Origin of the sequence: Lysinibacillus sp. FJAT-14222 (assembly GCF_001278875.1) — a bacterium.
Lineage (GTDB): Bacteria > Bacillota > Bacilli > Bacillales_A > Planococcaceae > Lysinibacillus > Lysinibacillus agricola.
Genome location: NZ_LIYL01000054.1, coordinates 31,070 through 53,611, shown reverse-complemented (window position 1 = coordinate 53,611; position 22,542 = coordinate 31,070). Strand labels below are relative to the sequence as shown.

General features: G+C 35.8%; 20 protein-coding genes and 2 riboswitches. Of the genes, 3 read left to right on the top strand and 17 right to left on the bottom strand.

Annotation, left to right across the window (positions count from 1 at the left end):
* Nucleotides 1-385 precede the first annotated feature (385 nt).
* Nucleotides 386-1,378: an adenosine deaminase gene (gene add / locus AN161_RS23200; RefSeq protein ID WP_053596679.1), complete on the bottom strand. Its 993-nt coding sequence runs from the start codon at nt 1,376-1,378 to the stop codon at nt 386-388.
* Between the two features lie 67 nt (nt 1,379-1,445).
* Nucleotides 1,446-1,544: riboswitch (purine riboswitch) on the bottom strand.
* 90 nt (nt 1,545-1,634) lie between these two features.
* Here add and AN161_RS23195 point away from each other — a divergent pair.
* Complete coding sequence (locus AN161_RS23195; protein WP_053596678.1) at nt 1,635-1,997, top strand: hypothetical protein; 363 nt, start codon at nt 1,635-1,637, stop codon at nt 1,995-1,997.
* 142 nt (nt 1,998-2,139) lie between these two features.
* Here AN161_RS23195 and AN161_RS23190 read toward each other — a convergent pair whose 3' ends face one another.
* From AN161_RS23190 to AN161_RS23160, 6 genes are all read right to left on the bottom strand, one after another.
* Nucleotides 2,140-2,496 (bottom strand): hypothetical protein, encoded by a 357-nt coding sequence (locus AN161_RS23190; protein WP_053596677.1) that lies wholly within the window; start codon nt 2,494-2,496, stop codon nt 2,140-2,142.
* Between the two features lie 145 nt (nt 2,497-2,641).
* Complete coding sequence (locus AN161_RS23185; protein WP_053596676.1) at nt 2,642-3,103, bottom strand: VOC family protein; 462 nt, start codon at nt 3,101-3,103, stop codon at nt 2,642-2,644.
* 436 nt (nt 3,104-3,539) lie between these two features.
* Complete coding sequence (locus AN161_RS23180; RefSeq protein ID WP_053596675.1) at nt 3,540-4,445, bottom strand: cation diffusion facilitator family transporter; 906 nt, start codon at nt 4,443-4,445, stop codon at nt 3,540-3,542.
* 1,023 nt (nt 4,446-5,468) lie between these two features.
* A complete protein-coding gene (locus AN161_RS23170) occupies nt 5,469-6,029 on the bottom strand; it encodes a histidine phosphatase family protein (protein ID WP_053596673.1) in 561 nt (186 codons plus the stop codon).
* 265 nt (nt 6,030-6,294) lie between these two features.
* The gene (locus AN161_RS23165; RefSeq protein WP_053596672.1) at nt 6,295-6,753 is read right to left on the bottom strand and encodes a hypothetical protein; all 459 of its coding nucleotides are present in this window, start codon (nt 6,751-6,753) and stop codon (nt 6,295-6,297) included.
* Between the two features lie 305 nt (nt 6,754-7,058).
* Entirely contained in the window at nt 7,059-8,591 is a 1,533-nt protein-coding gene (locus AN161_RS23160; RefSeq protein WP_143115043.1) for a thiol-activated cytolysin family protein, read from the bottom strand.
* A gap of 523 nt (nt 8,592-9,114) precedes the next feature.
* Between AN161_RS23160 and AN161_RS23155 the strand changes: the two genes are divergently transcribed.
* Nucleotides 9,115-10,020, top strand: coding sequence for a C40 family peptidase (locus AN161_RS23155; RefSeq protein ID WP_053596670.1), 906 nt, complete (start codon nt 9,115-9,117; stop codon nt 10,018-10,020).
* A 527-nt stretch (nt 10,021-10,547) separates the two neighbouring features.
* Here AN161_RS23155 and AN161_RS23150 read toward each other — a convergent pair.
* From AN161_RS23150 to mmgD, 6 genes are all read right to left on the bottom strand, one after another.
* Nucleotides 10,548-11,612 carry an enoyl-CoA hydratase/isomerase family protein gene (locus tag AN161_RS23150; RefSeq protein WP_053596669.1) on the bottom strand — a complete coding sequence of 355 codons (1,065 nt, stop codon included), beginning with the start codon at nt 11,610-11,612 and terminating at the stop codon, nt 10,548-10,550.
* A 14-nt stretch (nt 11,613-11,626) separates the two neighbouring features.
* Nucleotides 11,627-12,412 (bottom strand): enoyl-CoA hydratase-related protein, encoded by a 786-nt coding sequence (locus AN161_RS23145; RefSeq protein WP_053596668.1) that lies wholly within the window; start codon nt 12,410-12,412, stop codon nt 11,627-11,629.
* Nucleotides 12,413-12,439: 27 nt separating this feature from the next.
* Nucleotides 12,440-14,119, bottom strand: coding sequence for an acyl-CoA dehydrogenase family protein (locus AN161_RS23140; RefSeq protein WP_053596667.1), 1,680 nt, complete (start codon nt 14,117-14,119; stop codon nt 12,440-12,442).
* Between the two features lie 67 nt (nt 14,120-14,186).
* On the bottom strand, nt 14,187-15,104 hold the full coding sequence (gene prpB, locus AN161_RS23135) for a methylisocitrate lyase (RefSeq protein ID WP_053596666.1): 918 nt from the start codon (nt 15,102-15,104) through the stop codon (nt 14,187-14,189).
* Between the two features lie 19 nt (nt 15,105-15,123).
* Nucleotides 15,124-16,560, bottom strand: a complete 1,437-nt coding sequence (gene prpD, locus AN161_RS23130) for a 2-methylcitrate dehydratase (RefSeq protein WP_053596665.1) — start codon at nt 16,558-16,560, stop codon at nt 15,124-15,126.
* A 98-nt stretch (nt 16,561-16,658) separates the two neighbouring features.
* Nucleotides 16,659-17,780: a citrate synthase gene (gene mmgD, locus AN161_RS23125; protein WP_053596664.1), complete on the bottom strand. Its 1,122-nt coding sequence runs from the start codon at nt 17,778-17,780 to the stop codon at nt 16,659-16,661.
* A gap of 191 nt (nt 17,781-17,971) precedes the next feature.
* A riboswitch (cobalamin riboswitch) is annotated at nt 17,972-18,167 on the bottom strand.
* Nucleotides 18,168-18,412: 245 nt separating this feature from the next.
* On the opposite strand from mmgD, the gene AN161_RS23120 reads away from it, so the two are divergent.
* Nucleotides 18,413-18,892: an NUDIX hydrolase gene (locus tag AN161_RS23120; RefSeq protein ID WP_053596663.1), complete on the top strand. Its 480-nt coding sequence runs from the start codon at nt 18,413-18,415 to the stop codon at nt 18,890-18,892.
* A 212-nt stretch (nt 18,893-19,104) separates the two neighbouring features.
* Here the strand turns inward: AN161_RS23120 and AN161_RS23115 are convergent, their stop codons facing one another.
* The 4 genes from AN161_RS23115 to nikB are packed head-to-tail and all read right to left on the bottom strand — an operon-like array spanning nt 19,105 to nt 22,477.
* Nucleotides 19,105-19,914, bottom strand: coding sequence for an ATP-binding cassette domain-containing protein (locus AN161_RS23115; RefSeq protein WP_053596662.1), 810 nt, complete (start codon nt 19,912-19,914; stop codon nt 19,105-19,107).
* Between the two features lie 12 nt (nt 19,915-19,926).
* Nucleotides 19,927-20,700, bottom strand: coding sequence for an ABC transporter ATP-binding protein (locus AN161_RS23110; RefSeq protein WP_053596661.1), 774 nt, complete (start codon nt 20,698-20,700; stop codon nt 19,927-19,929).
* Between the two features lie 9 nt (nt 20,701-20,709).
* On the bottom strand, nt 20,710-21,522 hold the full coding sequence (locus tag AN161_RS23105; RefSeq protein WP_053596660.1) for an ABC transporter permease subunit: 813 nt from the start codon (nt 21,520-21,522) through the stop codon (nt 20,710-20,712).
* 1 nt (nt 21,523) lies between these two features.
* Nucleotides 21,524-22,477, bottom strand: a complete 954-nt coding sequence (nikB, locus tag AN161_RS23100) for a nickel ABC transporter permease (protein WP_075807331.1) — start codon at nt 22,475-22,477, stop codon at nt 21,524-21,526.
* Between the last annotated feature and the right edge of the window lie 65 nt (nt 22,478-22,542).

Here is a 22,542-nt window from a genome sequence, read left to right as displayed (position 1 = left end):
AAGTTGTGATAAAAAAATTTTTTATCACTCTTAAAAACGGGTCAAACCGTTGATATATCAACATTTATAGAGGGAGGTCTATACAATATTTTTAATGCGATCGACTAATTCACTTAATCCAGATTTCTCCACATGTTTACTCTGCATAGGAACTAAACATAATCCAAGTACATGTTGCTCGTCGATTTTACAAAATTGGAACTCCATCCCCTCAATGTAAGAGATATTATGTCGTATAGTAAAACTATCCAATTTTCTAGACAAACTGAATAATAAGTTGTTTTATTTCTTATTCAACAAACGCCACCCGTTACTTTACGTATATTTCTTCACATTCTGCTAATTTTACAAAAGATTAGTTTTACGTTGCTAAGTTTAATTTTCTTTAATATTGTGCCAAGCACCATTCTTTAGTTTCTTGATCCGCAAAGGATGCTTCTACACTATTTAAATAAATTTGTCGATAATCTTCTTCACTTAGATTAAATTCGTTGTTAACTAAATGGATTTCTTTTGCCATTGTAGTATCTGATACTGTTCGGTTATCTGTATTAAATGTCACTTTTATTCCATCTTTATGAAACTTATAAATCGGATGTTCCGAATAATTATGAACAGCTTTCGTTTGGACATTACTTGTTGGACACATTTCAAGCACTACCTGTCTTTCTTTCACAATTTTATAAGCCTCGGCACAATCTTTAATAAATACTCCATGTCCTATTCTTTCAGCACCTAACATTTCAACAGCCTCTAGAACGTTTTTACCAATTCCCGTTTCACCGGCATGGATAGTGACTCTGTAGCCATATTTTTTGGCTAATGCGATCGGATCTACGAATTTTTTACAAAAGCTTTCTTCTTCGGATGCACATAGGTCAATTGCCACTACACCATTTCCAAGGAACTTTTTCCCCTTTTCAACTACCTCAAATGCACTTTCTGCAGACATTGTCCTCATGCAAGACAGGATTATATTTCCCTTTATTTCGTAACGACTTTCAGCGTCCCTCATCCCCTCTATAACAGATTGAATAACTTCTTCAACACCAAGACCTTGTAATGTGTGAAGTAACGGGGCAAATCTGACTTCTAAATATTTCACATTTTCTCTTGTTGCATCCTCAAATAGCTCGAAAGTAATTCTTCTTAAGTTCTCCTTGGACTGCATGACCAAATTAGGAAGAGCAAATCTTTTTAAATACTCATCAAGAGATTCACATTCTAACGGAGCAATCAGCTCCTTTTGCAGCTCATCCTTATCAAAAGAGGGTAGCTGAATTTCTTCCTTTTGTGCAATATCGATAATAGTTTCAGCTCTTAAGCTTCCATCCAAATGACAGTGAAGTTCAATTTTGGGTAATGCTAAAAAGTTCATTTTTTTGACCTCCTGAATTAAATTTTTAGATTAAAATACAAAAAAATTCCTGACTACAAAGAAAATACAAGATTTGTACTTTCTTCGTAATCAGGAATTTCGGTTCCTGGTAGAGACCCCCAAACCATATTATTGGGGTTATACGATATTATATTGATTCCTTAACGTTTTTAAAATAATAATAAAAAAATATTAGATTGTCAACATGGTCCCCTAACACTTACAAAAAACTAAGTTCCATGTTACGGAAATTTACTTGTTAAAACTAAAATTGATTGCAAACTCCATATTTGCAGGACAAGATGCAAGTATTTTTGATCCATTAGGGAGAATGATGGTATCTGCAGAGGGCTATAGAAAAATGACGAAATTTATGATGCAACTAGCTGAATCTAACTGTGGAGGAAAATTGGTTGCTGTGCATGAAGGTGGCTATAGTACAGCAAATGTACCGTTTTGTTCTCACGTAATAGTTGAGGAATTGAGTGGCATTACTACAGATGTAGAAGATCCGTTTATCCATGCATTTAGTGGCGTTCCTTTTGACCAATTATCTGATCACCAAAAAGAACGAATTGATGCAATAAAAAGCATACACATTAAACAAGAAAATTATTGAATTTGAATACTCATTAATAAGATCATAGCAGATTGTAAACAACGCAAACCTTGTTTACAGTCTTTCTTTTCTCGTAATCGCAAGGCTACCTTACTAAAGCACCCGTTTGTTTAAGAACAATTCTTCACAAACTTTTCTAACTCTACATTTCATCAATATTTTTATTCAACAAATTAAGTTCCTCATCAAGAGATGTGCCACTGTCCTTCTTTGTAATTTCAAAAGGTTTTTTATAAAGACAAGCATATTTCAAAGCAAGAAATCCATCGACTGGAAATGTGGAACTTTGCCATTCTTGACGGTATCCTAAAATTCCCCTTTGTTTAATAATTCGGTCCAATTCTTTTACTACACATAGTACAAATTCATCAAAGTTGCATTTCGTCTTTAATACCGTTTTAGGCAAATTAGGATTCATTTTTCTATCTGCAATAGGATTTTGAACTTCTGTAATAATAATTTCTAAGTCTTCAAAATCACGCTTAAATTCCCAACGCAATAAATAAGGGCCAGTATGCCACTCAATACCTCTAGTTTAAACCTTTTTGCGTTAACCTGCCTCGTTAGTTGAATAAGAAAAAGATGGGGTCTCTGTGGAATCTCATCTTGAAGTAAAGCACTCCGTTAGCTCAATAAATATTTTTCTAGCTATCCATAATTAGTTGCTCCCACTCACTTAAGTACATACGTTTTGTAATTTTCTTAGGATTTTCAAGTTTACAAATAAACTCTAAACTATTTCCATCTGGATCATTAAAATGTATTTTGGCGTGAGCATAACCATTATGAGCCATAACAAAGGGTTCAAGAGGCTCAAAACCAAATGCTTCTCTTGGTTCATATCCCTTATGTTTAAGCCAACTAACTGAATTTTTCAATCCTTCCAACGAGACTTGAAAAGCTATATGTCTAATTGAAGGATGATATTCAATTTCTACTTTATCGGTTTCCCATAATCCCAACCAACTTTTATCTTTTTCAATCCACAAAAAAGCTATTTTATCCTCAACACTGTGGTCAAACTCTAAACCAAGATCTGTATAAAATTCAATAGATTTTTTCAGGTTACTTACTGGTAAATGCGCTTCATATAAACCTATTATCAAAAGTGACACCCCTTTTACTATATTATTTTTAATAATATCAATTTTCTGGAATTTGGGAATCGTCCAAAGGTCTAATCTAATTCTACTTCTTCAACTATCTTGCCCCGTTAAGTTGAAGAAGATATAACTTAACATCTAACTTATATTATACTTTCATATCATTCCCTTAAACACAAATAAAAAAGCTGAACTAATTTTTGTGTTTAGTTCAGCTTTAAAATAACTTATTATAATGTTACACATTGTATAAAGGATACTGATACATTAAGTGCATCACTTAAAATCTTGACTTTTAATAAAATTATTCGAAGGCTTCTTGTTTTTATCAAAATACATGATTCAATTTAAGCAATAAAAGAACACAAATGTCTTTCAAAACAAGTAATAATGGCATCGATATTAGCGCCACCAGTACAAGCTGCGTAAAATGGTACTACTACTCTTGATTAGGTTCTATAAAGTAAGGATTTATATGGATTAGGACTTCCCCTACGTCTGGGTATTTATTTAATAGTTCATTTTTTATCTCACGAGCTATATCATGTCCTTGTTTAATTGTTAAATTATGATTTAGTGATAGACGAATGTCTAGAAGCTTATAATGACCATGTTCTCTTGCACGAATTTTGTCTATTCGTTGCACTTGATTAAACTCATGAATAGTAGATTCATAGTCGTCTAAAAGTTCCTGGTCTACACTTTTTTCCATTAAAACATCCACAGAAGGTTTAACTAATTCCATTGCGATTCTAAAAATAAAATAAGCTACTAAAGCACTCGCAATAGCATCAGCGTATAGCAAAAATGTCCATCCAATTGCATTTCCTATAATCGCTAAGAGGACTCCAATGAATGCGGCAAGGGAAGCAACAATATCACCTTTATGATCTAACGCAATCGCTATAATAGCCTTGCTGTTCCATTTTTTTCCTTGTTTTATGGAGTATCTATATAATATTTCTTTTGCTATGTAAGAAATTATAGCTGCAATCAATGCACTGTACTGTGGTACACTGGGTTTTTCAAAAAATGCTAAAATTGCTTCTACTAAAATATATAGTGAAACTATTATTAAAATAATTCCAACGATTGCTTCACTAATAACCTCCGCCTTACCATGCCCAAATGGATGATCCTTATCAGGTGGTTTATTTGAGATACCAACTACTGCTAGCACAGCAATCGAAGCTACTACATCTGCTCCAGAGTGAATCCCATCTGCAAAAACAGCCTCACTATCCCCAAAAAGACCAAAGAAGATTTTACCTACCATAAGAATTAGGTTGGATATAAGTGCAATCCATGCAACTTTTTTGCTAATTTGTTCTCTCTCACTAACCATTTATATCTCCTCCGAGTAAGAGTTTTATCCATAAAAAATGCGGGAAGAATTATCCTCAAATACTCATTACTCTTCTTCCTTCAATTAATACTCAACTATGATAGCAGACGAATATCGAGTGGGTCTACAGCAACCTTTTTTACCATTACTAAATAAAATTCGGGAGTAAAAATAAGTTGCCTTAGACCAAATTAATCAAATTTAAGGGTTGCCCTAAAATAGACGTTTCACCCCAACTAGATGAACCTTTAAAGTCGTTCACAATCGAAGCAAAATTATTGTTGTTCATAAACGGGTTCATATTTCCTTGCTTTGATAATTATTGCTACAGTCCTTGACATAGGTGCCAGTTTATATTGCCAGGGTCCCTCTGCATTCGAAAAAATCATCCTTTCCAATTTTGTGTTCAATATGTTAATTTATTACATATCAACATTTAACATATTATTTTAAAAACAATCTATCCAAGGAAATATTGTAAAATTAAGAAAAGGTGGATTGATTTTGAATTCAATTTACAAACCATTAATTTTTGCGTTGGTGGTAGGGCTATACGTTTATATAGCGAATAAAAGTGATAATAGTGTAATTCTAAATTTTGTCATACTTTATTTTGTACTTACAATGGTTTCTTTGGTATTTAGAAAAATCGAACAGAAAAGAAAAGCGGTTCGAAAGCTATAGGTACTCTGAAAATGATTCACTGTAAATTGCTTCTTAGACTGTAGGCAAAGTCGGAATTTCGAGCTTGGCTACAGTCGTCCTTATAAAAGCTTTTTACTATAAAAATAAAAGATTGTTTTCCCAAAGATTGTTGCTATTAAAACAAAAGGCAGATTTAATCTACAAAACGTGTAGAATAAATCTGCTTTTTTGTTTTGATATTTCGTGAATTGAAATTTAACTAAAGTACTCTATAGTTTAAGTAGAAATTTTCACAGTCATTTCTTTACCCTAACAAGATCTAATCGTTTAAATGTGTTGGGGTATTCCAGAAGACGTCCTCTTATTTAAGAAAATTGATTATTTTTCTATTAGTTCTTCTTGCCATAAACGTTTCTTATATACTTCATTGTTTGTGTTACATAATACAAACACATCAGGATTACTAAGATTCTTCCAACAATCAAAATCAAAACTGTTATCATAATTTTTTAGTAGCAGAGACATTAAATTTCCATGAGTAACGATTATTGTGTTTTCAGATTCACTTTTAAAAACTTCATCTACAACTGTTACTATTCGGTTCATAGCTTCTTTACTTGACTCTCCACCTTGAAATTTCAGCTCCAAATCATTGAATGTTGCTTTAAGTTTTTCAAGCCAGTCAGGTAAATCCGTAGTACTTAGTGTACGTTCTGATAATCGTTCATCAATCTCTATGTTTATGTTTGTTTCCTCACTAATCGGTTCTACTGATTGAATTGCACGTAAAAAAGGACTTGATATTATTCGGTCAATTTTACTATTTGAGAAAAATTCAGATAAATATTTTGCTTGTATCAATCCTTTTTCGGTAAGTTGTGACTCCGGAGGTTGCCCCTGTGCTTCACAGTGTCTTACAATATATATCCTTTTTTTCATACAAAGCCCCCCATTTATGTATAACTACTTTACTACTATGATAAATTTAAAGCACTGATGACAAATGAATTTGAATCAACGCCTCCGCATGTTTAATACTTTCCTTTAAATATTTTGGCGAATGGAGGTGGCTTAATAGTACTTCAGTAATTAACCATAACACCGCTTCGAGCTCATCGCTTCCCCCATTCTATTCACAAAGAAAAACAATATCCACAACTTTTTCACTTGTAGTTGATCCATATCGCGCTTTATAATGTAATAGCTATTCTACTTTTAAAACAAAGGCATAGAAAGCGTCGCCATTAGATACATTCGCTTCCTTTTCATCCATCCACCAAACGCCATAAGAATAATAATATACGCCACGTTGTGTAGGTGCAGTAAAACGATTGTCTTTGACCACGACCTCAGTATCCTTGTTACCACTTATTTGAGCAACATGAAATTCATTCGGTTTTTTTTCATAGTCCAATACAAGCGTTATGTTTTCACCTGATTTAACTTTTATAGGCTTTTGGCCTTCTAAAAGTTCAACTGGTCCAGCAGTATCAACGCATCGATCTTGCCAACAATAAGTACCGAGTGTAGTTTCAAATTTTTTATTTTCTATCTCTATAAAGGCTTTAGGTGGCTCTTTTCCGGACAATCCATCATTATTTGAACACCCCGTTATCATAGTAAGTCCTAAAAGAGCTACTACATATAAAAAATATTTCTTCATGCACATCCCCCTTTACCATTCGACGAACTCGTTTAAACTAAGTTACAAAATAATTTCCATATTATGTCGTAAAGGTGGAATTTCTTCCTACAACACTTGGTGCAGTCTTTGGTGGTGTTCTTTCTATTCGGAGAGATGTTTGTGAAAATAGAAACGGCTGAGTTCTTGTATAACAAGAGTCTCAGCCGTTTGTTTATCCAGAATGGATGATCGTACTTTGATCTTTATTTTAATACTTAGTTTGACCATTCACCCGCTTCAAGCCCTAGCTTAGATTGGATTTACATTCTAATCATGAAAGGTACCTAATTAATAGTACCTGTTGGGTATAATGTAGTTCCTCCAATTGAAACTTTTATTTCATTAGATAATGGAACATTGTATTCATCAATAATTGTTCTCCACCAATCCCATGCAAGACCTGTACATTCTCTTGCATAAATTCTTATATTTTTTGAATTAGGCGGAAGAGGTATTACTGTAGAGAAATGAGCTGTTTTGTCTTTCCAGTTTCCGTTCCAAGTTTTATGAGATAGCACTTCTTCTCCATTTTCATCATATGAGAATTCATCCCAGGCTACTTCAAATTGAGCAACATATGCCCCGTAATGATCCAGGATGATGCTGCCTTTAGTGTATTCTGTAGATGTTGTCTCGATATAATCTGTATTGTTATGAACAGCAGCAATTGAATTATCCTTTAAGAAAACACTTGTATATGAAATTGGGTATGCTGGATTTTTAAGACTAAATTCTGCATTATCTTTAATTATTTTTCTAATATCATTAAAATCTTTTGAGACAACCTGGTTATGCTGTTGTGAATCTCCGCCTAATACTACAGCAGTAAAGGAACTTTCTTCAAAAATATCTTTATACTGTCCACTCGTTTCTACATTCGTATTAACATTGTTCAGTAAGGCTTTAAATGCAGCTTGTACATCCTTGCTCTTAGAGCTTGTTTCTAATTTCACATAAATTGTTCTGCCATAAGCTACATTTGACACCATAACGGGAGGAGCCTCATTACTTACTCCTTTACGAGTTAACTCTTCAAACGAAACGCTATCATCAAAAAGGTCTGATGGATTGTTAGGTAGTTCTGCACTTACGGTATAAAATATTTGTTTATACGCCGCAACCATCACTTTTTTCTCTCCATTTGCAATCGCATTAAAGTCAATTCCCAGTGAATTGTCCAGAACTTTGGCATTCACATTTAGGGTGCTTGCTATTTGAGATTTGCTGTAAACCATAGATTCTGAATATTGTAGTCTTGCAGGTAAAGTATGGGTTGTTGAGTATTTATCACTCCAAGTAGATACTAGCTCATCTATTGCACCAGATACATTACCATATGTAGGATTATCCACGGTCGTTGTATTTTCTCTTTTCATGCCAGGTAAATCTATGCTTATATTTAGCGGTTTTCTTTTGGCCACCAATAAACTAGGTTGATTGTCTACAAAAGCTTGATTTGCAAGTTGTAACGCTCCTGGATAGGTACGATTCGCCATAGAATCGATAATTGAAATATCTACTGGTGAAGTTGTAAGTGATTTTTTGTTTCGTTCAACAACTATAAATTTATCTTTTGAGTTTATACCTTCTCTTGGAACAAAACGTTCTATCTTATCTCCTTTCACTGCTAAAACTTCGTTGCTATTGTAGTTCAAGTTTGCAATACCCGTATCAATGTCAGTAGATTTGCTTTTTTCACTAGTTAAATGGGTATCAAGTGTTTCAGCAAAGGAAATAATCGGATAATGTATGATATATAAACTAACAGATAAACATACTAGAAATTTTATGACTTTAAAATAATTTCGATTTCCCAAAAAAACCACTCCTTTTTAGGGATATTATACCATGAAAATATTTTGTCGAAATATAGTAGTATGGTATTGTATTAGAATTGCTGAATCGTAAACGAATAGCAAAAATTACTTATTCGAATAAAGGTTCCGTTCTACATCAGAGATATTAATATATTCTTTCTGCTCAAAAATATCTATATTGTTATTAAGAATATCTACTTTCGTGTATTCCTCTATTACCTATTTGTTCCTTCTTCTGTTTATAAAAGGGAATCACTTAAAAATAAATAACGGTTTTTCAATTGGATGAAACCTCTTAATTACCCCTTTTAACTCCTCTATATCCAATTATTTAAATTTTTTTTAGTAAAATTGCCCATGATTATTGCAGAAGTTTTACACATTTAAAATTAAGATTTCAATTTTGCTGATTAACGGTAATCGGTAATATGTCGGTAATATGATTGAAAAATAACTCATGCTTGTTTCATGCTATTCTTACTTTATTAAAAGGCGAAAGCTTTTTGAAAGGAGTAAGATTTAATTGAAGAAAAAATGGTTACTACCTATTTTCGCATCGTTTATGTTCTTCACAGGCATGGGTGTTCATGAAGCGAAAGCGGCAACAATAGCAGATATAACAAATACAGCAAAAGCATATATAGGTGTTCCTTATCAATATGGAGGAACAGATATTAAGACAGGTGTAGATTGTTCAGCATATACACAAATCGTATTTTCTAAGTTAGGGATTTCACTAGAACGTACATCTACAGCTCAATATCAGCAAGGTACTTCGATTGCTAAAGATCAGTTGAAGACTGGTGATCTTGTATTTTTTAATACTTCGGGAAGCGGTATTTCCCATGTTGGCATATACATAGGGGACAGCAATTTTATTTCAGCTACTACAAGTTCTGGGGTTAAAATCGATAAAATCAATGATCCCTATTACTGGGGATCTCGTTACGTAGGGGCAAAACGCATAGCAAACTTCACTGAAGGAGAAGTAAAAGATGCTGAAATCGACTTTAGCGTTTATGCATCGCGTGGAGAGGTAGCTCTTAAACTAGCTAAGCAGTTAAATTTAGATACTAGTAACACCAATTCAAGTTTTCCTGATATAACACCAGCGTCTAAATATGCGGGTGCAGCGGAAGCACTAAAAAAAATCGGCGTTTTTACGGGGGATGAAAATGGAAAATTCAATCCAGGTTCTCCGATGACACGTGGTCAATTATCGAAAGTTTTAGTGGAAGCATTCCATTTAAAACAACAAGGAGCAGCACTACAATTCGTTGATGTTCCAAGTACGCATTGGGCTTACAATTATGTATCCATTCTCGCTTCCAATAAAATTACGGTTGGTAAAGGTGACAATACTTTCGGGGTGAACGACAATGTCACACTAGTACATTTAGATGCCTTTATCCAACGAGTAGCTCAATAATTTCAAGAAAAGGTGTCTCATCTATGGATGAGATGCCTTTTTTTCGTTCTTTTGCTTCTAGGAAAATCATTTCATACTCCCCCTACTTCCAATCACTATACGTATAAAAAAGCCAGTACTAATTGTACTGACTTAAAAACTATTCAGGTTGTTTGATTATTTTTGGACAAGTAGTGTTAAGATACTAAGTTAATACGGCTACATAACCACTATCATCCTGAAACCTGGTACTTTAAGCTTAAATCCAAGCTTATTTTGGTACCATTCAATTGTTTCATCGATATTATTAGCTGGTAAACAGAGATACCCAATTCTACCGAATAACGACTTTTGTTCTTGCGTAACTTCCAATAGTTTCACTTCTCATTAACAATTTGATAGGTTGTCTATAAAAGCCAAAATATCCCTTTGTTTCATTAAAATAATTGTTCAACATACTTTAAACGATAATTATCACCCTTCCAAAGCTAAAAAAACTTAAAACGAGTACAGGTTACCAAAAAAAGTACCGTACTCGTTTTTTTATATTATTTATTTACTTTAACACCACTATCTTGAAAAAACTTTTTTATATCCTCATCTGTAAAATCAACTACTGTTTTATAGATATACTGTGGATTTCGATCCTTATCAATCACGACGGAACGTACACCTTCAAAAAAGTCATCATGTCTCAAAAATTTTTTCGCCAATAGAAGATCAGTGGCAAAGCATTCTTCTAGTGTTTTTTCTTTTCCGTCTGTTAGCTGCTTTAATGTAATTTTTAATGAAGATGGTGATTTAGACAGAAGCAGTTGCTTTGTTTCCGATGCAAATTCGCTTGGATCCTTCTCTAATGACTCTAAAATCTCTTCCACCGTATCCTTTGAGAAATGTTTATCAATCTCGTTTTGAAGAGCGGAAAGTTTCCCATTCTTTACTGGATGACTAGCATAAGCAGTTAAGAGCTGATTTAAAATCACATTTACATCTAGCCCATGCCACTCCGTCTGTTCAACACGTGCAAGGAATTCAGATAGTTTATCACTATCCATGTAACTATCAGCAGCATTTGCAAAGAGAACATCTGGAGCCTGGATAACTGATGCGGTTAAGGCTAAGTAACGCCCTATAAATCCAGGAGCTTTATTTAAGAAATGGGCCGCTCCCACATCTGGAAAGAATCCAATATTCATTTCCGGCATCGCCCATTTAGTACGTTCTGTAATGATTCGGTGGCTTGCACCATAGGTTAAGCCTACTCCACCTCCCATAACTATGCCGTCCAGGCAGGCAATAATCGGTTTTGGAAAACGATAGATGGCCATATCAACCTTATATTCTTCCTCAAAAAAGATTTCGGCTTTTTCAAACGCTTCCTGACTAGAACGTGCCTTATAAAGCGTTTTGATATCACCTCCAGCACAAAATCCTTTCTCACCTTCACCTTTTAGAACGATGACATGGATTTGGTCATTTGTTTGCCATTCTTTTAATTTCTCACCTATAGGCTTTAGCATTTCATAGGAAAGCGAATTTAAAGCTTTTGGGCGATTAAGCGTAATAAATGCGACCCCACCATCACTGACCGAAAATAATACTTCGTTATCCATGCTCTTTACCTCCTTTAAGAATGTTTGAATCGCGGTTGTCTTTTTTCTATAAATGCCTGAACCCCTTCTTTGGCATCATCCGTTAAAAACAGTTCAGCAAATTTTGTGCGCTCCCTTTCAAGCCCTGTTTGAAAATCTTCTCTCATTCCTTGAATCACACACTCAATTGTACGTGATACACTTGTCATACTTTTTCCTTCGATAAAAGATTGAGCAATAGCCTTTGCTGTTGTTAAAAGCTCTGTCGGTTCTGTTACCATTTGAATAATGCCAAGTTGTAGTGCCTCGTCAGCGCTTAATTGTTGGCTTGTTAAAATTAATTGTAGGGCCTTTGCCTGACTTGTGATTCTGCTAAGCCGCTGTGTGCCTCCAAACGTTGGCAGTAGCCCGAGCTTTAATTCGGGTAAGCCTAGAATCGCATTATCTGAAGCAATCCTGAAATGGCAGCCCAATGCAAGTTCAAGCCCACCACCAAGGGCAGGACCATTAATGGCAGCAATGACAGGCTTTTTCATGGACTCAATTTCGTCGCATAAGGCTTGTCCTGCTTCGGCCATTTTCAATGCGTCCTCTTGCTTTCCGAAGGCAGCAACAAATTCCTTAATATCCGCACCTGCTGCGAAAAATCGACCTGAACCTGTAAGAATAATGGCGTTTGTTTCTTCATCCACCGACAGCTCTTGAAAAATGAAACGTAGATTTTCAATACATGCTGATGACAATGTATTTGCTGGTGGATGATCCAAATTGACGATTGTGATGGAACCTTCTTTACTGATATTTGCAAATGTAGCTATCATTTTTTTCCTCCTTATTACATCTATTTTTTAGATAATAGATTTTGGATTATCTATGATATTTTTCGCAATCTCTCTTTTTAACATAAAGAGATTTTGATAGATCGGTATGGACAAGTGTCGGATTTCGTCCAGCCATAATCTTCGTTTTTGTTCAGTTGTTTCTGTAGCAGAGATGATTTCGACTACAAACTCTTCCATTCTTCGGTAACCTTCTTCACACAATATATCTGTCATCAAGCGCTTTATTTTTTCATTTCCTGCCTTTTCCGTCCTTAACAAGGATGATTCCATCACATAAATAACCTTGACCATATCAGCCAGCAGACGCATATATTCCTGTTCATGTTCTATATTAATATGCGCATTTGAAATGGCTGTTAATGCTATTTGTAATAAATACTTGGAAAGCTGAATGTATTGATGATTTCTTTCTAATGGCTGATCAGCTGTTGAAGCATTATTTGAAGTAGCTGCTTTGGCATATCTGTTTAATAAGATTTTGGAAATCGTTAATCGATTAATTTCATTTGTTCCTTCAAAAATACGACTAATTCTTGCGTCACGGTATAGTCGTTCCACTTCATAATCTTGCATGTATCCATATCCGCCATGTATTTGAACCGCTTCATCCACAATTTTCCCTAGCATTTCTGAGCAATTGACTTTATTTAGCGCGCATTCCATAGCGAAGTCCGATATTTTATTTACGAGCATAACTTTATCAGCTGAATCAATGGCATCATCCATTTCTCCCGCTGTACGATAAGCAGCACTTTCTGCACCATAAATCGCAATAGCCATGTTGGCCAGCTTTTCCTGTATCATTGTGAAATTGACTAAAGATGTATTGAATTGTTTGCGTTCTTTCCCGTAATTAACAGCGAGCTGAAGTGCCTGCTTTGATGTCCCGATGTTTGAAAAAGCCAATTTAAGACGTGCCATATTAAGAATATTCATCGCAACCTTATGGCCTTTCCCAACATCGCCAAGAATATTTTTCTTTGGCACTTCTACGTCCTCAAGAATAAGTGTGGCAGTAGAGGATCCTTTAATTCCCATCTTTTCTTCTTCAGGTCCTACAGATACACCTTGAAAGGTACGCTCTACAATGAATGCCGTCATTCCTTCGTTTGTTTTGGCAAAGACGACAAAAACATCAGCCAGCCGCGCATTCGTAATCCATTGTTTTTCACCATTCAATACCCAGGCCGAACCATCCTCATTCAAGACAGCATTCGTTTTTGGATGAAGAGCATCTGAGCCTGCATCTGATTCTGTCAGTGCATAGGCCCCAATCCATTCACCGGATGTCAGCTTTGGTAAGTATTCTTGTTTTTGCTGCTCATCTCCAAAATACACATAAGGCAATGTGCCAACTCCTACGTGAATATTATAAGAGACACTAAATGAGCCACCAAAACCCATTTTTTCAGCAACAAGTCCTGAAATTTTCTTAGTTAGTTCAAGTCCCCCATAAGCTTCAGGTACCTCAATGGCAAGTAAACCGAGATTCCCTGCCCTTTGAAATAATTTACGGGTTACTTCATGCTGGTGTTGCTCAATAGATGGAATATTAGGTGAAACCTCCTGTTTAATGAACATTTCTGCCGTTTTTCCAATGAGCAATTCCTCATCATGGAAGTCTTCAGGTGAAAAGAGATTAGCCATTCTTTCTTCAGTTGTCATCTGGTCCTCTATTTTATCCATACTAGCCCTCCCTGAATAGCTAATTAGTGTGAGTGATATATTCGAAATGAAAGTAGAAAAATGCGAGTTATCCCTTGATTTCCTCTTTAGGTAAGATAGTTTTAGCTAGCTCAGTATCTAAATCTTCGAATCTATAATAGGAAATAGCTTCATATAATTCTTTTCTAGATTGCATATCCTCAATAGCTTCTTTTTGGGTTCCTGTATTTTTTATCAGTTTAAATACTCGTTCATATGCTTTTGCTGCTACTCTCATTGATGTAACGGGATAAATGACCATAGCATAGCCCATTTTTTCAAACTCCTTCGCGGTATAATAAGGCGTTTGACCAAATTCAGTCATATTTGCTAATAACGGAGCTTCTACTTCACTTGCAAATTGTTTAAACTCTTTTTCATTTTGTAGGGCTTCTGGAAAAATAGCATCAGCCCCAGCGATTACATAAGCCTTTGCTCGTGTAATCGCCTGTTCTAAACTTTCTACAGATCTTGCATCTGTACGAGCTATAATGACTAATGAGGGTGCAATTTGTTTCATCATTTTTATTTTTTGAACCATTTCATCTTGAGAAACAAGTGTTTTTCCATTCAAATGTCCACATTTTTTCGGTAAATTTTGATCTTCTAACTGCACGGCTGCAACCCCTGCCTCTACCATTTCGCGAGCTGTACGTGCAACATTTAATACACCACCAAAACCAGTATCAATGTCCACTAGCATAGGCAAATTTGTAGCTCGAATAATGTCTTTAGCGCGATTTGCTACTTCATTCGAATAAATTATACCTAAATCAGGTAAGCCTCTACTCGCTGTGTAGGCAGCTCCGGATAAATATAGTGCCTCAAAGCCTACTTTTTTGGCCATTAAGCCAGCCATTGCATCATGTGCACCTGGTATTTGTAAAATATCTCTACGTGCAATATACGCTCTAAATTGTTCAGCTAATTTTTCTTGTGAAATAGCTTCATTTACAATCCACGCCATCTACAAAACCTCCCATCTATTAGTAAACGAATAAATCTACAAATTCATGAACATAGCTATTTTCAACAAGCTTTTTATTAGAACAGATTTCATTTATTTTATTTACTTGTTTTTGTGAAAAATGTGTACTCATATTTTGTTGGAATTTATCAATGATTTTAGGGAATGCTTCATCACGACGGAAACGATGTCCTAAAGGATATTCACACTCTACTAATTCTGATGATGTCCCATCTTGATAATAAATTTGAACAGCGTTGGCGATAGAGCGCTTCTCTGGATCTAAGTAATCGATTGTATATTGTGGTTCTTCAACAACAACCATTTTATTTCTTAGTGTATCTATACGTGGATCTGCTGCTACATCATCTTCATAATGGTCTGCAATAATATCACCATAAATCAGCCCAATTGCTGTAATGTATTGAATACAATGGTCACGGTCAGCTGGATTATTTAGTGGGCCCTCTTTATCGATGATGCGAATAGCTGATTCATGTGTCGTAATGACAACTTTTTCAATATCATCTAAACGATTTTTCACTTCATGATGTAAATGCACTGCGCATTCTGCAGCAGTTTGCGCATGAAATTCAGCTGGGAAAGAAACTTTGAAAAGAACATTCTCCATCACATATGAAGCAAGTGGTCTTGCGAGCTTTAATTCTTTTTTATTAAAGAGCACGTCTTGGAAGCCCCAGCCTGGTGCTGATAAGGCGGTTGCATAACCCATTTCACCTTTTACAGCCATCATGGCTAATTGCACGGCCCTACTTGTCGCATCTCCTGCAGCCCATGATTTTCTCGATCCTGTATTCGGGGCGTGGCGGTATGTTCGTAAACTTGAATTATCAATCCAAGCATTTGATAATGCGTTGATAATTTCTTGACGCGTTCCACCTAATGCCTTTGTCACAACCGCTGTTGTCGCAATTTTGACATATAATACGTGATCTAAACCAACACGATTCAGACTATTTTCTAGTGCTAGTACACCTTGAATTTCATGTGCTTTAATCATCATTTCTAAAACTTCTTTTATTGTAAGAGGCTCTTTGCCTTCAGCAATACGTACACGACTCAAGTAATCCGCAACTGCTAATATGCCACCTAAATTATCAGAAGGGTGTCCCCATTCAGCTGCAAGCCATGTGTCGTTGTAATCTAACCAACGAATCATGCAGCCAATATTAAAAGCGCCTTTCACTGGATCGAGGACATAGGAAGTTCCTGGAACACGTGTGCCATTTGGAACAACCGTACCCGGTACAACTGGTCCAAGAAGTTTCGTACATTCTGGATACTGTAAAGCCAAAATGCCACAGCCTAATGTATCTAATAAAACATAACGTGCAGTTTCATATGCTTCTTCACTTGTAATCGTTGTATTTAATACGTAATCGGCAAGATCAGTTAGTAACTGATCTGTCTTAGAAATTTCATTTGTTTTAATCATCTATATCTTCCTTTCAATGCATGAATTTGCTATACTAGTATACTGATAGACATTGGTCAGAATGCCCATCAGCTCTATGGCGAGTTGTTAAAACTTGATTATACCGATAATTCTTCAAGGTTATGACGCTCGCCAATATAATGGACGCGAGGTCTAAATAATCGATTATTGTCATGCTGCTCAATTACATGAGCACATAAGCCGATCGTTCGTGAGCCAAAGAAGATTGGTGTATATATTTCAATCGGCAAACCAAGCATGTAGTACACTGGTGCCGCATAATAATCTAAATTTGGGTACAATCCTTTTTCCTGTACCATTACTTTTTCACCAGCTTCACACATGTGATATAAGCGATCATCACCTTGCTCCAAACATAATTTATATAAAGCCTCTTTCATAATTTGCGCTCTTGGGTCCATCTTTTTCATATAGACACGATGGCCAAAGCCCATAATCTTTTCTTTATTTTGTAGTTTATTTTTCAGCAATGTCTCAAAGCCTTCTACTGTCTTGGCTTCAAGAAGCATATACATTACTGCCTCGTTTGCCCCACCATGTAAATTACCTTTCAATGATGCGACAGCCCCAGTTAAAGCACCATACAAATCAGATTGTGTAGAGGCAATAACACGCGCGGTAAACGTTGAATTTGGCATCTCATGTTCACTATATAAAACGAGTGACTGATCAAAAATTTCTTCTTCTAACGAAGTTGGTTTTCTTCCGGTAATCATGTAATAAAAATTGGCACTATAGGAAAGCTTGCTATCAGGCTCCACGACATCTTGACCATTTAATACACGATAACTATTCGCTACAATATTAGGCATACTACCTAAAAGCCTATATGCTCGCCCCAAATTCTTTTCAGTAGAACGATCATTCATTTGCTGATCATAGCCTGCTAAAACCGAAATCCCCGTTCTGAGTCCATCCATAGCATGTGTCCCATTGGGCAATAACTTGAAAATTTGAAAAATTTCAAGTGGAACCTGATAATTAGATTTCAACTTGTCCTGTAAGTCATTTCGTTGCTCGGTAATTGGTATTTCCCCATGTAACAATAAGTAGACAATATCCAAATACGAATATCTCTGTGATAATTCAATCAAATCAAACCCTCGAATAACAATTTGACTTCCTACAGTGTCTAAAAAAGATAGCTTTGTTTCAGCGGCAATGATTCCATCAAGACCTGGTGAATAATTTAACTCCATTCATTACAACCCCTTTGTGTAATTATTCATGTAAGCGTTACCATTCAAACACGAAAGAACAACAAAAAAACAACTTCTACCCCTTTAGAAGTTGTTAATCTACAAAAGCATGACAGAGCAAAGAAACAGTGAATTTACGTGAATTCACAAAGATCATGCAGTAGCTAACACCTCCCTATCCTCGTAGGTCAATTGATGCTTACATTAGCGGCAGGTCTCCTGACTTATGATCAACGCTACAATAACCCCTTCCCATTTTGACAACCAAAACAGTGGCCTTGTTATCGAACTCCTAAATACAGTTGCGGGACAGTGTTGGACTCTCACCAACTTCCCTTTTAATCAAATGGAACCAAACCCATTTGAACCACCAAAATTTAGCATATTCAATTTGTCTTTTCACCTTAACATAGAGTTTTCAAAACAATCAATATAGGTAAAATTCAGAAAAGACTGATTGTAAAAAGCTATTTTTCATTTTTGATGAACTATTCTACATTTTTTAGCAATATTTTGTATAAAAAAAGATTGTTTATCAATACCAAGGAAGCCATTTTCAATGATTATAAAAAAAGAGGTTTTTTATTTAGGAAAGGCGAATAGTTTTTTATGACAAATATTAGGGGGCAAATATGGGGTATATTTCAGAATTAAGGAAACTCATCGGTAGTAGACCGATTATAAGCATTGGGGCGACAATTCTTGTGGTCAACGATGATAAGAAAATTCTCTTTCAACATCGTTCGGATACGTTAGATTGGGGATTACCTGGAGGCTCAATGGAACTAAATGAAACTTTAGAAGAAGTTGCTGCTCGTGAGCTCCATGAAGAAACAGGACTTGTGGCCAATGAATTTGACTTGATCGGTGTTTTTTCAGGACCAGATTATTATTTCCAATATTCAAATGGGGATGAAATCTATACAGTCATTCATCTTTATGTAGCTAAAAATGTAAGAGGTGTATTGGAAATGAAGGATGGCGAGAGTTTGAACCTTACATATTTCAGTAAAAACGAGCTTCCAGAAAATCTTGAGAAGAGAACAAAAACGTTATTAGACAATCTAGAGGACAAAATGTGGGATTTAGGAAGTTCTTTTGCTAAGTATTAATTTAACAACAATAATCCCCCATTCCAAATTAGGATGGGGGTTAAAATTCCCAAAATAGCTATGTCCACTTTTTAATTTCACAATCTGAGATAGTCAAAATGAATACCTAATATACGTACAATTTTGATGTTCCATTTTTAAGTTATTAGATTTACTTTTATTTTTTTCAACCATTAATAGTGTGAATATCAAGTAAGTCAATCCACTCAGGATTATAAAAATCCTTTATTTTTATTATTTCTTTCTCGCGGATGCAATGGCAAGATTGCATTGTATAGTTCCTGAGAAGCTGGATGTTGGTATGCACCATCTTTCCCAATCTCCTCTACTAACTGGCCATGCTGCATCACGAGTATTCGGTCTGACAAAAAGCGTGTTGCTTGTAAATCATGAGAAATGAAAATGTAAGCAAGCTGCAGGTCTTTTTGAAGTGTTTGAAGTAACTGGATGATATGTTTCTGTAATATCATATCAAGACTACTAATGGCTTCATCTAATACAATCAATTTTGGGTTTAACGCAAGAGCTCTAGCGATGTTGACACGTTGCTGTTGTCCTCCACTTAGCTGCGAAGGATAGTTTTGAGCCATTGTACTCTCTAACTCCACACAGTCTAGTAATTCCCTTACTTTATGTTGTCTCTCTGATTTGCTGAAATGCTCGAAATTAAGGAACGGTTCTTCTAGTATCTCAAAAATCGTCTGCTCCGGATTAAATGAATGATAGCTATTTTGAAAAACGGCCTGTAAATCTCTACGTATCATTTTTTTGTGCTTGTTGGTTGCATTGTAAAGATTGATGCCTTGAAAGAGAACCTCACCGTTTGTTGGTCGCTCAATTCCTAAAATAATGCGTCCTAATGTACTTTTCCCTGAACCACTTTGACCGACGATTCCTAAACATTCGCCCTCCTGAAGTGAAAATGTTACTTTCTGTAATACAGGAGTTTCCTGTCCTCGTTTGAATATGAACGGTCTTTGAGCATAATGCTTCTCAATATTTTTTACTTCTAGCAGCGTCATACTTTTTCACCTCTAAAACATAATTCTTGATTGTAAAAGTTTCTTTGTATAGGGATGCTGAGGCGCATCAAAAAAATCATAGACATTCGCTTGCTCAATAATTTCTCCTTGATACATCACGGCCACATCGTCAGCTAGTTCAGCAATGACACCTAGATCATGAGTCACAAGAATAATAGCAGCATCTGTTTCTGAGCGAATACGATCAAATAGTGTTAATACTTGTTTTTGATTGACTGTATCAAGAGCTGTCGTTGGCTCATCTGCAATGTATAGAGAAGCTTGTATCGCCAATGACAAAGCAATCATCACTCGCTGTAGCATTCCTCCACTTAATTGGAAAGGATAATAGTGCAAAAGCTGCTCTGGATTAGGTAAATGGACTTTATGCATGGCATCAAGGGCAATCTGTCTCATTTCTTTTTTTGTCAGCTTAAAGTGCGCTTTTAATGTTTCTCGAAAATGGCTTTCAATCGTTTGAATACGATCGAAGGCAGTAGATGGGTTTTGCAAAATCATCGAAAGATGCCGACCACGATAAGTTCTCAATTTAGCAACTGAAACATTCAATAAATTTTCTTGCTGGTAGAGGACTTCACCTTGTGTAACCTGTGCTAAAGACGGTAATGTTTGCATGATGGCGTGGCAAAGCATAGTCTTTCCACTACCACTTTCCCCTATAATTCCTAAGACACGCCCTTTATAGGCTGTCATATTGATAGAGCTCAATACATTTTTCTCGCCGATTTTTACCGTTAAGTCTTTCACTTCTAAAACTTTCTCCATAATTACCCCTTACTGGTCAAGCTTCTTGAAACTACTTGCCAAATGATTCAATAATAGCACTACAAGGACGATAGCAAGTCCAGGATAAAGCATTAATTCAGGATGCTGACGGATGTATTGTTTTCCTTCATTCACCATCATGCCCCATTCTGGGATGGGTGCCTGCACGCCAAGTCCAATAAAGGAAAAGCCTGCAATTTCTAAAATCACCTTCCCCACATCTAATGCAACAATTGTGACAATAGGTGGCAATATATTGGGAATATAATGACGTATAATTAATTTGAATCCTGTAGTGCCAGTAATCCTTGCAGCTTGAATAAAGTCTTTTTCATTCATCCCAATAAATAAACTTCGGATCATTCTTGAATAATAAATAAGCTGTGTAAAAATAAGGGCTATTAAGACATTTTTTAAGCTAGGGCCTAATACACCTAAAAGTCCAAATGCAAGTACAAGCGTAGGAAAAGCTAATAAAATATCACATATTCGAATAAATAGGAAATCTATTATGCCTCTTTTTAGCGCAACAAAAGCACCGAGTAGGATAGCTAACACAATGGCAACTATTTGAATGACGAGTGCTGATCCTAATGAATAACGAATACCTAAAAGCATCCGTGACAAGACACATCTTCCTAAATGATCTGTACCTAATGGATAGTCCATTGAAGGGCCTAAAAATTTCTTTGATATATCGACTGCTAAAGGGTCATGGGGCATTAAAATTGGCGCAAACAGTCCTAGCAAGCCAATGACCACAAGGATCGTTAGACTAAATAATCCTTTAACATTTACACTTTCTTTTCGTACTAGGCTCACTTTAATCTCTCCTGTCCTTCATCATAAGATGAGGATCCAATAGACGATGCAATACATCTGTGCCTAAATTTGCAAGCACATAGATGACAGCAATAATCAATACATAGGATTGTACAACTGGGTAATCCCTGTTCATAATGGATTCTATTAAATACCTACCGAGTCCTGGCCAACTAAAAACCTGTTCCACAATCACTGCACCACCTAGTAAATTACCAAGTGTCATACCTAACAAGGAAGTCAATGGTATAGCAGCATTTCTCAGAACATGACGTATGAGGATAACAGAGTTTTTTAATCCTCTTAGCTGAGCATATTGAACATAATGCTGCTGTAACTCTTCAATGATAGTTGAACGGATAAACTGAACGAACAGTCCAATTGAAGGTAAGGCTAATGCAAGCGCAGGTAAAACTAGATGAGCTAGCGTTCCCTTTCCGTTTGTTGGAAAAATACCTAATTTCAAGCTAAATAGATAGAGTAGTAAAAAACCTAACCAAAATGTTGGAATCGATACACTCAATATGCTAAAGAATCTAATGATTTTATCGATGATGGAATGCTTAGACAATGCACTAATAATCCCTAATGGTATACTGAATCCTAAAATGAGGACAAATGCAGCAAGAGCTAATTCAATGGTTGCGGGTAATTTCGCAAATAGCTCTTGTGCCACTGGTAATTTACTAACAAAAGATGTACCAAAATCTAGCTGTAAAACCCCTTTTCCCCATAGCAAGTATTGAATAAGAAAAGGTTTGTCCGTTCCAAGTTCTTCACGTAATGCCTGAATGGCTTCCTCGGTTGGGGCAACTCTTGCCAATCGCAGCATGACCTCAGCAGGCTCTACTGGAACGAAACGAATAAATACAAAGGTTAGGATGGAAACTCCTAGTAAGACAAACGGCAAAGTCAAAATTCTTTTTAAACAAAACATCCATGTCGATTCATACATGCTGTCACTTCCTACTCAATCCTATGATAAAGAGAGAGATGTCTTTGCTAGACATACTCTCTCTT

What these genes read in the sequence shown, in the direction of transcription:
- add (WP_053596679.1), bottom strand. Translation starts at nt 1,378, where the DNA reads ATGAACTTTTTAGCATTACCCAAAATTGAACTTCACTGTCATTTGGAT.
- AN161_RS23180 (WP_053596675.1), bottom strand. Translation starts at nt 4,445, where the DNA reads ATGGTTAGTGAGAGAGAACAAATTAGCAAAAAAGTTGCATGGATTGCA.
- AN161_RS23170 (WP_053596673.1), bottom strand. Translation starts at nt 6,029, where the DNA reads ATGAAAAAAAGGATATATATTGTAAGACACTGTGAAGCACAGGGGCAA.
- AN161_RS23165 (WP_053596672.1), bottom strand. Translation starts at nt 6,753, where the DNA reads ATGAAGAAATATTTTTTATATGTAGTAGCTCTTTTAGGACTTACTATG.
- AN161_RS23150 (WP_053596669.1), bottom strand. Translation starts at nt 11,612, where the DNA reads ATGGATAACGAAGTATTATTTTCGGTCAGTGATGGTGGGGTCGCATTT.
- AN161_RS23145 (WP_053596668.1), bottom strand. Translation starts at nt 12,412, where the DNA reads ATGATAGCTACATTTGCAAATATCAGTAAAGAAGGTTCCATCACAATC.
- AN161_RS23140 (WP_053596667.1), bottom strand. Translation starts at nt 14,119, where the DNA reads ATGGATAAAATAGAGGACCAGATGACAACTGAAGAAAGAATGGCTAAT.
- prpB (WP_053596666.1), bottom strand. Translation starts at nt 15,104, where the DNA reads ATGGCGTGGATTGTAAATGAAGCTATTTCACAAGAAAAATTAGCTGAA.
- prpD (WP_053596665.1), bottom strand. Translation starts at nt 16,560, where the DNA reads ATGATTAAAACAAATGAAATTTCTAAGACAGATCAGTTACTAACTGAT.
- mmgD (WP_053596664.1), bottom strand. Translation starts at nt 17,780, where the DNA reads ATGGAGTTAAATTATTCACCAGGTCTTGATGGAATCATTGCCGCTGAA.
- AN161_RS23120 (WP_053596663.1), top strand. Translation starts at nt 18,413, where the DNA reads ATGGGGTATATTTCAGAATTAAGGAAACTCATCGGTAGTAGACCGATT.
- AN161_RS23115 (WP_053596662.1), bottom strand. Translation starts at nt 19,914, where the DNA reads ATGACGCTGCTAGAAGTAAAAAATATTGAGAAGCATTATGCTCAAAGA.
- AN161_RS23110 (WP_053596661.1), bottom strand. Translation starts at nt 20,700, where the DNA reads ATGGAGAAAGTTTTAGAAGTGAAAGACTTAACGGTAAAAATCGGCGAG.
- nikB (WP_075807331.1), bottom strand. Translation starts at nt 22,477, where the DNA reads ATGTATGAATCGACATGGATGTTTTGTTTAAAAAGAATTTTGACTTTG.